Raw genomic sequence first — 9,774 nt, forward strand, 5'->3', positions numbered from 1 at the left:
GGCTAGGCGCCCTGCACCTTTGTCCCTCTTTTTGCGGGGCTCCGCAAAGCGAGGGAAAAAGGTGCAGGGCGCCTAGCCTCTTCCTGACATGCGACACGCCGGCGGCACGCATGCGGCGCGCTCGCTGCATAGTGGACACCCGGATTCGCGGGCGTATCGTACCTTTGGGGGATGAAAATGTGCATTTTGGGAGTATGCCTCCTCGTGAGCGTGAGCAGTTGCCACTTTGGAGGCAAGGGAACCGCCAGCACCACGGATACCGTTTCTTTCCCCAATATTCAGATCTACCTCGAAGGGCAGTTCAAAAAAATGGATTCGCTGCACGCGTCGCTCATGCTGTATGGTGATCGGGACTCCTCGGCGATCGGCATCGACGACGCCCGACAGCTGATCACGCCGTTTATGAATACCGACGAGAACACCTCCAACGGTCAATACACCCGCACGGTGATCCAGGACAGCAGTCACCACCGCACCATCATTTCCTTTGAAGCGGCGGGCGACAGCATCCCCCTCAACCGGGTAGACGTCTTCCTGAATTCGGGTTCCAGCGTCATCGGCCAGCTCTATATCCAGTACGTGCAGGCCGGGCCGGATTCAAGTATCCGTCACCAGCTCATCTGGAAAACCGATTCCAGCTTCACCGTCATCACCAACGTGGACCACGAGAATCAATATCCTTCCGGTATGCGCAGACAGAAGGTGACCTGGAAACTGCATTAAACCACGCCCATGACCGCCGAAGCCTTTCAGAAAATTGCCCCCGCCATCCCCCTCCAACCCGGCATCTACAAGTATTTCGACGCCGGGGGGCAGTTGCTGTACGTAGGCAAGGCCAAGAGTCTTCGCAAACGCGTCAGCTCCTATTTCATAAAGACCTTTACGAGCTATAAGACCCACGAGCTCGTTCAACGCATCGACCGGATCGAGTTCACCATAGTCGACTCCGAACAGGACGCCTTCCTTTTGGAAAACGCCCTGATCAAGCAATTCAAGCCCAAGTACAACATCAACCTCAAGGACGACAAGACCTATCCCTACATCGTCTTTAAGAACGAGCCCTTCCCGCGGGTCTTCCTGACCAGGCGCAAGATATCCGACGGCTCCGACTATCTCGGTCCCTTTACCTCCGTCGGCAAGGTCCGGGAGCTCATCGAGTTCATCCGGCAGACCGTTCCCCTGAGGACCTGCAAGCTCAACCTCTCCCCGCAAAACATCGCCAAAGGGAAGTTCAAGGTCTGTCTCGAATACCACCTTGGCAATTGCAAGGGGCCCTGCGAAGGCCTCCAGACGCTCGAAGAATACAAGGAGGACCTGCGCCAGGCCAAGAACCTGCTCAAAGGCAACCTGACACCCGTCATCCAGTATTTCCGCAGGGAAATGCAGGCCATGGCCGAAGCCATGCGTTACGAACAAGCCGAGCTCACCCGCAAGAAGCTGGAGCACGTCCTGCAATACCAGGCCAAATCCACGATCGTCAACGAAAAGATGGGGGACGTAGACGTTTTCAGCATCCTCAAGGAAGGCAACCAGGCCTACGTCAACTACCTCATGGTCCGCGAGGGCACCATCATACAAACCCAGACCAGCACCTTCGAAACCCAGCTGGAGGAAGATCAGGCCGAAGTATTATCCTATGCCGTCCCCCGGCTCAGGGACGATTTCTCCAGCGACGCCCCCGAGGTGATCGTGCCGCTCGCGATCGACTGGTCCGCCGAAGGCGTTACCATCACCGAGCCCAAGACCGGGGACAAACGCAAGCTCCTCGACCTCTCGGAGAAAAACGTGAACTACTTCCGCGCCGAGCTGCAAAAGAAAAAGATGCTGCACCTCGAAGATAAGACCGAGGCCGAAAAGGAGGAGGTCCTATACCAACTGCAGGAAGACCTTCATCTGCCGGCGCTGCCCGTGCACATCGAGTGCTTCGATAACTCCAACTTCCAGGGCAGCTTCCCGGTCTCCGCCATGGTCTGCTTCCGTAACGGCATCGCCTCCAAAAAGGACTATCGCCACTTCAACGTCAAGACCGTCACCGGTATTAACGACTTCGCCACCATGAAGGAAGTCGTCCATCGCCGCTATTCCCGATTGGTGCGCGAAGACCAGGACCTCCCCCAGCTGGTCATCATCGATGGCGGCAAGGGCCAGCTTAGCGCCGCCATGGAAGCGATCCGTGAATTGGGCCTCGTCGGCAAAATGACCCTAGTCGGCCTGGCCAAGAACGAAGAGGAAATCTTTTTTCCCGGCGACACCCAGTCCCTCAAGCTCCCCTGGGACAGCGAAAGCCTCCGCCTCATCCGCCGCATCCGGGACGAAGTCCACCGTTTTGGCATCACCTTCCACCGCGACCAGCGCTCCAAAGGCGTCTTCACCAGCGAGCTCGAAGACATCAAAGGCGTCGGTAAGGCTACCGTCGACCTCCTGCTGACCACCTACAAATCCGTCAAAAAAGTCGCCCAGGCCGGGCTCACCGACCTTTCCGGCCTCGTAGGCCCCGCCAAGGCGGAAGCCGTCTACCGACACTTCCACCCCGAAGAGCCATAGCTCGCTGCCGCCAACTTTAATTTTCGGTTAACCCTCCTGCCGGAAGCCACGTTCTCCTCACTTTTGTGTTCAACCTTCAAAAAGCCATGCGTCTTCCCCTCTGCTTATGCTCATTGCTTCTGTGGTCCTTCACAGCCTCCGCCCAAACCTCGACGATGTCGGTCTTCGCCGTCTATGACCACGGCTCCTACAATAACGTAAAGGCCATCCCCTCGATGCAAACGAGCCTCAAATTCTCCAACCCCCTCCACGTCGGCGCAGACTACGGCTACAGATTCAATACCTGGCTAAGCCTCCATTCCGGCATCGAATACAGCCGCTTCTCCGCCCACGTCAGCGAAATCGATGAAGATGGCGGCCCCACCTTCCCCGTCACCACCTGCGCCGTCCTCTCCCTCCCCGTCTCCGCCAAAGCCACCATCTGCCAATACGCCTTCGTCCAAACCGGCCTCCTCTGGGACTTCCAACTCCACAACCCGACCTTCGATATGATGCTCGGCAGGAGCAACGGCAGCGACCGCTTCGGTCCCCTCACCGACCAAACCGGCCTCGGCGCCCTCCTCAACCTCGGCGGCCAATACACCTTCCAAAGCGGCCTCGGCTTCGAAGCCGGCTTTTACGCCCAATTCCACGGCCTCCTCTACCAAGTCTATGCCGCCCAATACCCCCAAAAGCTCACGCAATACGGCTTCCGCCTATCCCTAACCTACGCCTTCGGCGCCCCCATATGATAAATCTTCCAAACTCTTAACCGCCGCGCGCAGCGCCGGCGTAGCACGCAAACACAAGTCCGAAGACAAGAAGAAGGAGCCGCCGGAGTGACCCCGAAAAGACCCGGTCCCCCGGGAAGCCCCCAAAGCCCTCAAACCGCCGCCCGAAGGGCCGGCGCAAGCACCTAAACAAAAGTCCGAAGGCAAGAAGAAGGAGCCGCCGGGGAGACGCCAAAAAGGCCCGCCCCTCCGCGCTGGATGGGGCTAGCACCCCACCAGAAGAGACACTTTATTGCTGGGGCCCCATCCAGTCATTGATGATTTTTTTTGCCCCTGGCCGAGCGCTAAATTCCAGCAGCGCGCTCGACCAGGGGCAAAAAAAATGGGGCCCGGATAGACATCCAGCCCCGTCTTTAAAATCCAATATCCTATGAAAAACCATAACAAAGATAATCTATATGTTTGACCGTTCAATACCTCAAACAGGGTATTTTTTTCAATTGCGAACATTTAACAAAAATTGCCGTGGGACAGGATTCTCCCCTCTTTTTAGGGGGTCGGAAATTGGCGGTGCGGGGGAGGATATTGACCCCCAAAAACCGGCCGGCCTGGCCCGTAAATTTACGGTCAAGACAATAGATCCCATTTTCTCGGAAGGAGACACTAGGAAACCTCAGGAAAACGGAGAATACGGTGAAATTTCGTGGTAAAACAAAGGAGAGCCCTCAAATAAGGAAATATTTTAATGCAATCGTCCCGGAGGGCGCTTAGAAAAATTTTAATGGAAGCCGCCCGGCGGGATTACGCGGCCGGGAGGCGACGCAATCAAGAGGGGGCGGCTTCCATTATGAGAGCATTTAGTATTGCCAGAGATCTTGTTCGTAATTGAAGATCTTTTCCTTGGTCTTGTCGGATTCGAGGAGACGGAGGATCGGGTCTTTAATATAAGTCGAGATCGGGCGATCGAACGGATTGTCTATGGTGGACTTGATGGTGTAGCCGCTGAACATACGGTTCTCGAAGAGTTCTTCCCAGGTCATCCTGGACCCGAAGTTGTGGCCGTTATAGGCTTCGTACTTGGCCAGCACCGGGCGGAGATCAGGGTAGTATACCCAGAACAGGGGGGTTTCACCGAGCTCGGTACCGTCTTCCCGGCGGATCGTCTTCAGGGGCGCGATCCCGAGGATACGGCAGAACATACGGGACGACTGTTTGTCGAATACCCACTCTTCCTTGATCTCGTATTTGGTGATGTCATCCGGGTTGAAGTCGTTGGTGATGACCGTATCCTTCTTTTTCAGACCCGTTTGAGGGTCGATCAGGGGAATGGTATCGGCCTTACCGACCAGCTCTTCGGCGATCTTATCCGTTGTCATGGGCGTAGTGAACCGGTCGTCCATGGGATCGAACGGAGTGACGCTGCTGTCGCGGATGGCGTTGATCAGAATGGCGATAAAGCGCTGATCACCGTTGTCCTCGGACGCCTTGTAGCGGAAGGGCAGGTTGATCTTCTGGCGCGTATCGATCTCTTCCCACACCCGTTGGCGGTATACAGCGTCATCCTCGCGGATGTGCTGGTAGGCCAGGGGTACCCGGTCCTTCACCAGGTTCCTTTCCACGGCCCCGTCGTTACGGAGGGAGCGGCGGATCGTATCCCCGATGACCGGCAGGGTCTTGGGAGCGGCTGCAACAGCGGCTACGGCAGTCGTGTCGACCGGCATCACCTTTGTCACAGGCGGAGTGGTCTTCTTCTTTTTGGTCGTCGTTTTTTTCTTCCTGGTCGTCTGTGCGGTAGCTACCTGCGGCGCGCCTACCTCAGCGGTAAAGCCGCCCAGCAACAGACCGATCAACACGTATTTTGCCCACATTTTCATATACAAATCAGTTTATTAATACAGTTGGAGCGTGAGGCTCTTCAGTTTACGGGTGCGACCGTCGGGGCCCTTGGCACGGATGTCCTCGAAGTCGACCGACGTACCGGGTTTACACGACGAAACCAACTTTGCTACCTGTGCGAATGAGAAGGAGTTTGACGTCCCCTGTTGCAGCTGGCCATCGTTTACCACGTACATCGTAAAGCTCGTTACCTCGAAGCGGACGCCGCTCACGAAGTCGAAGTTTTCCAATACCGCCCGTAGACCCTGGTTGGCCTTGAACTCGGCGGAGCGCATACGGCCGCCGCCGGAAGTACCAACATAAGCCGCGGGGTTGGGGAGGTCCTTCACCTGGAAGGATTCGCTACCCAGGGTGGAAGTGGAGCCGTCCGGACGGTGAGCCGTGACGACGATCTTGTCCTCGTTGGCGTCACCGGGTTTCAGGATGTACTTCCCGTTACCGGCCCTGGTGCAGGAACCGCTCGATGCGGATACATTCAGGCCCTCTGCGCCTACACCACCACCGGATACGGAGATCGGGTTGTCGATGCCGCGGAAGAGTACCTTGGTCAGGTCGGCGGAAACCGCAAAGGAAGAGGTCCCGACGTTATAAGTAAGATCTTCGGTTTTTTCGAGCATGGAGCCGTCCGGCTTCTTCATCCGGATGACCACGTGGACCGTATGCGAACCGGAACCGGAAGCGGTAGTGCTAAAAGTACCTTTACCGGCCGAAACCGCCAGCGGCTGACCGTCCACGGTAATTTCCGGGTTAACGGCGCTGCTGAAGGCCCCTACCCCGATCGTAGCCTGGAACGTTTGACCGTTCATCAGGTACAGGGAGTTGGCGGATACATATGGTTCGAAATTATCCAACTTGATATCTAACGCGTTTATCTGGCCCAAATTGTCCTCGACGACGGTAGCAGCGGAAGCTTTTACGTCATTGGCGAATTTGTCCATGATGGTCAGGGCGGCGATACAGGGAACCATGCGGAAGTGAGATCCAACCCAGTCACGGTTGCCCTTGTTTTCCACGTGGGGCGTATCGAGTTTCAGGGGGATGTTTTCGGTGATGTATTCCTTACGGCCGGGAGCGGCCATGTCGATCAACTCCTGACGCCAGGCGGCAATCGAATCCCGGAGCATATACCCTTTCCGCTGGTTGTCCATGACGCGGGTGGGGCCGTCCATGTTGTCGTCGGCGAAACCTTCCCCATCCGGCGCTTTACCGTGGGAATTCATCCGGATCTGGAGCTTCAGGTTCTCGATCATCGAGCAAGCCCGCTTTTCGAGTTCCGTTGCAGCCAACGCCCGGTCGCGGAACGGCCCGACCTTTGCTTCGCCCTGGTCGGTGATGGCCTTTTCGAAGGCCTTCATCTCGCGTTGGTTCTTATTATCGATCAGTGCATTGGAGTTGTTGATACTCCCATCCACCGTTTTAAAGGCATTCAATATTTCAGCAGACACATTTATTGCCAACAGCGCGGTCAGCACTAAATACATCATGTTAATCATCTTCTGCCTGGGCTCTTTTGGTAAGGCCATGACTATTTCAAATTTAGAGGCTCTAAGATATTGGTTTCAAAGGGTCCCGGGACGGCGCACTCAGCCGGTGCAAAGGCAAGGGCCGACGCGGGGCGTACGGTTTAGCGCCCGTGCATGGCATTGATCATGTTCCCGTAGATCTGGTTCAGGGTCGACAAGTTGTGCGACAGGGCCGAGATCTGGGTAGTGACCTTCTTGGCTTCTTCTACGCTGCCTTCCATGCCTTGGGACGCCTTCACCAGGTTACCATAGAAAGCGTTCATGGCTTTCAGGTGGTTGTTGGTGTCCTGGAGTTCCAGTTCATAGATGGTATTGAGGGAAGAAAGGTTCTTCGTCAGGTGCTGAACCTGTACGTGGAACTCCTTCGTGCTTTCGGAAGCGCTGTTGAAGTGACCGACGGCGGAAGCGGCGTTGGAATATGCCTCTTTCATGGTGATCAGGGCATGGGTAGCTTCCTTGGTCTTGGCGGTGTAGTCGCCGGTAGCGGCTACCACGTCACCGATTTCGCCCATTTTTGAAACGGTCGTATTGAGCTTCGAGAAATTCTCGCTCAGGCGGCCCAGGTTGGCGGGCGTGATGTCGGCCTTGGCCAGCATATCGTCCAGCTTGTCGAGGGCGGCATTTCCGCTGCTGGAAGAATTGCCGAGGGAAGAGATCGGGGTCATCGAGAACTTACCGGTGCGGCGCTCTTCAACATCGGGGTGTTCGGTGATGTTGGGGAAGAAACGCTCCCAGTAATACTCTTCGTGCGCGGGCACCAGGAAGGCCATGAGCAGGAAGACGATGATTTCAGCTACCAGACCGCAGATGATCATGATGTCGGCGCCCGGCCAGTGTTCGATTTTGAACAGGGCCCCGGCGATTACGATCGCAGCGAAAAGGCTGAACAGGAAATTCATGACGGACTGGCCGCGCTTGGTTTTGAAGAACAACATAGTAAACTGTTTTGTCGAGTTTAGGATAGTGGGATTAAAAAGGTATGTGACGTTAAGTAGTTCGGATTATTTGCCTGCGGGCAGGTCGATGACGCAGCGGAAGCCGATATAGGATTTCGCGGTATCCTGGTACTCGTAGGCGCGGGTGCCGACCTGGAGGAAATATCCGACGTCCTTCCAGCTGCCCCCGCGGATGACCTTGCGTTTCATACGGGGAGGATCGGAATCCTGGGCATTCCAGCGGATGTCGGGGTTCATGTCGTGCATGAAGCTATAAGCGCCTTCGTAGTAAAGGGAAGAAGTCCATTCGGAAACGTTACCGGCCATGTTGTACAGACCGAAGTCGTTGGGCCAGTAAGCGTCGGCGCGGGCGGTATACAGGGCGCCGTCCTCGGGGTAGTTACCGCGGCCGGGTTTGAAGTTGGCCAGGAGACAGCCCTTCTTGTTGCGCAGGTAGTAGCTACCCCAGGGGAAGAGGGCTTGACTGCGGCCGCCGCGTGCGGCGTATTCCCATTCGGCCTCGGTTGGGAGACGGAAGTCCGATTCCAGCGGCTTCTTCTTCGACTCCAGGAAAGAGTTCAGGAAATGGGAGCGCCAGTTACAAAAGGCGGTAGCCTGTTTCCAGTTCACGCCGACGACGGGGTAGTCCGCGTAGGCCGGGTGGGAGTAGTAGCGCTGAGCCATCGGCTCGTTATAAGAATAGGAGAAGTCCCGGACCCAAACCAGCGTATCGGGATAAATGTGGATCGGTTCCCGGACGATGAACTTGGAGCGGGGCTCGTTGGGCTTGCGATAAGCGGCAGCCTTGAAGTCGAAGGCTTCGTATTGATAGACCAGCTTGTCGGCGTCGATTTCCCGGCGGCCGAAGATACGGTTGTCGGTGGTGAGCATCATGGCATCCAGCTTCTCGGCGGTGCCTTTGTCCTGCTTGGTGAAGATGGTCTTGGCCCTCTTCCAGTCTATGAATTCCTCCCCGTCGACCTGCTTGACATAGCCGAGCAGCTTGGCGGCAATGGAATCCCTCACCCAGTTGGAGAACTGGTGGTATTCGCTATTGGTAATTTCGGTGGCATCCATCCAGAACCCATTGATGGACACTTGCCGGTTACGTGCGGTGAAAGCATAGTTGATGTCCTCGTCACTGGGGCCCATATGGAAGGTACCCTGGGGTACGTACACCATACCGTAAGGCTTGGTAAGGTTGTTCGCCTTTCCGTAGGAGACTCCCCTTAGTTGACCATCATCTTTGGAGGATTGTCCGCTTTTGCCGCAGGATGCAAGGGTAAGCGAAGCGACAGCCAAAAGGCCTAAAAGTTGGTTCTTCATTGTCAAAATTTTCATATAGGTATTGGACAGTTGTACAGTTTACAAAGCGGAAACCATGCAAAATGTCCACAAGTCTATAAAAAATAATAAGAAATAAAAAATTTTTACGCTTATATTTTTAACGTCTCTTTAAACGTTTCCGGTCTCGGCCTTATTGTGTTCCACGTCTTATTTGTTGCATCAACCCCTCGGAATCGGACACCGGCGCCCCACAACTATAGTTACGGCAAAGATAAATCCAGGTTGCACCCTGACCGGTTCCTTTTCCCGCCAGCAGAGGGAAACCGGGGTCTTCGCGGGGTCCCGCCTGGAGAATCCGGTTGGGTATATATCGCCCCAGGACCGATCGGAGCGACTCCGCATAGTCGTGGCCCACTATGGCCACCTCGTTCCATCCATAATACGCCTGCAAGGCGAGGTCTCCCCAGACCCCAAAAGAAGTGGGATACCGTGTAAGGGTCCCAAGAACGCCCTGCAACATCCCCTCGGCCCTGGCCTTCCAGCCAGGCTGGTCCAATATCAGCGAAAGATACCAGAGGTTCCAGGCCATAACGGCGTTGCCGGAAGGCGTTGCCCCGTCATAGACCTCTTTCTTCCTGAATAGAACGTCTTTCTGACCCGCGTTAGTATAATAAAAGTAACCGCTGGAAGGTTCGCTAAAATGGGCGATCACGTATTCGGTCCAGGCTTTCGCTTCGTGCAGGTAAGCCGTATCCGCGGTGATCTCCTGGAGACAGATCAACGCCTGGATCAGGTAGGCGTAATCGTCCAGGAAGGCGGGATAACGCAGTCGACCCGCCTTGAAAACGTGCCCGAGGCTATCGCCCTGCCTGAAATGAC

Annotated in this window: 7 protein-coding genes and 1 pseudogene; 3 read left to right on the top strand and 5 right to left on the bottom strand. The window is 55.8% G+C overall.

Annotation, left to right across the window (positions count from 1 at the left end; translation table 11 throughout):
* Window positions 1–171: 171 nt before the first annotated feature.
* The 3 genes from VL547_RS19355 (at window position 172) to VL547_RS19365 (ending at window position 3,275) form a co-directional block, all read left to right on the top strand.
* The gene (locus VL547_RS19355; protein WP_325581011.1) at window positions 172–723 is read left to right on the top strand and encodes a hypothetical protein; all 552 of its coding nucleotides are present in this window, start codon (window positions 172–174) and stop codon (window positions 721–723) included.
* Window positions 724–732: 9 nt separating this feature from the next.
* Complete coding sequence (uvrC, locus tag VL547_RS19360; RefSeq protein WP_325581013.1) at window positions 733–2,544, top strand: excinuclease ABC subunit UvrC; 1,812 nt, start codon at window positions 733–735, stop codon at window positions 2,542–2,544.
* An 86-nt stretch (window positions 2,545–2,630) separates the two neighbouring features.
* Window positions 2,631–3,275 carry a hypothetical protein gene (locus VL547_RS19365; RefSeq protein ID WP_325581015.1) on the top strand — a complete coding sequence of 215 codons (645 nt, stop codon included), beginning with the start codon at window positions 2,631–2,633 and terminating at the stop codon, window positions 3,273–3,275.
* 836 nt (window positions 3,276–4,111) lie between these two features.
* Here the strand turns inward: VL547_RS19365 and gldN are convergent.
* The 5 genes and pseudogenes from gldN to VL547_RS19390 form a co-directional block, all read right to left on the bottom strand.
* On the bottom strand, window positions 4,112–5,128 hold the full coding sequence (gene gldN / locus VL547_RS19370) for a gliding motility protein GldN (RefSeq protein ID WP_325581016.1): 1,017 nt from the start codon (window positions 5,126–5,128) through the stop codon (window positions 4,112–4,114).
* A 15-nt stretch (window positions 5,129–5,143) separates the two neighbouring features.
* Entirely contained in the window at window positions 5,144–6,673 is a 1,530-nt protein-coding gene (gldM, locus tag VL547_RS19375) for a gliding motility protein GldM (RefSeq protein ID WP_325581019.1), read from the bottom strand.
* A 101-nt stretch (window positions 6,674–6,774) separates the two neighbouring features.
* Window positions 6,775–7,608 carry a gliding motility protein GldL gene (gene gldL, locus VL547_RS19380; RefSeq protein WP_325581021.1) on the bottom strand — a complete coding sequence of 278 codons (834 nt, stop codon included), beginning with the start codon at window positions 7,606–7,608 and terminating at the stop codon, window positions 6,775–6,777.
* A gap of 66 nt (window positions 7,609–7,674) precedes the next feature.
* Window positions 7,675–8,934 (bottom strand): SUMF1/EgtB/PvdO family nonheme iron enzyme, encoded by a 1,260-nt coding sequence (locus tag VL547_RS19385; RefSeq protein WP_325581023.1) that lies wholly within the window; start codon window positions 8,932–8,934, stop codon window positions 7,675–7,677.
* Window positions 8,935–9,085: 151 nt separating this feature from the next.
* Window positions 9,086–9,774: pseudogene (locus VL547_RS19390) on the bottom strand (thioredoxin domain-containing protein); the annotation flags it as partial.

Origin of the sequence: Dinghuibacter sp., from assembly GCF_035492835.1 — a bacterium.
GTDB lineage: Bacteria > Bacteroidota > Bacteroidia > Chitinophagales > Chitinophagaceae > Dinghuibacter.

Excerpts from the sequence above, each read along its gene's own strand:
- VL547_RS19355 (WP_325581011.1), top strand. The coding sequence starts at position 172 with ATGAAAATGTGCATTTTGGGAGTATGCCTCCTCGTGAGCGTGAGCAGT.
- VL547_RS19385 (WP_325581023.1), bottom strand. The coding sequence starts at position 8,934 with ATGAAGAACCAACTTTTAGGCCTTTTGGCTGTCGCTTCGCTTACCCTT.
- uvrC (WP_325581013.1), top strand. The coding sequence starts at position 733 with ATGACCGCCGAAGCCTTTCAGAAAATTGCCCCCGCCATCCCCCTCCAA.
- VL547_RS19365 (WP_325581015.1), top strand. The coding sequence starts at position 2,631 with ATGCGTCTTCCCCTCTGCTTATGCTCATTGCTTCTGTGGTCCTTCACA.
- gldM (WP_325581019.1), bottom strand. The coding sequence starts at position 6,673 with ATGGCCTTACCAAAAGAGCCCAGGCAGAAGATGATTAACATGATGTAT.
- gldL (WP_325581021.1), bottom strand. The coding sequence starts at position 7,608 with ATGTTGTTCTTCAAAACCAAGCGCGGCCAGTCCGTCATGAATTTCCTG.
- gldN (WP_325581016.1), bottom strand. The coding sequence starts at position 5,128 with ATGAAAATGTGGGCAAAATACGTGTTGATCGGTCTGTTGCTGGGCGGC.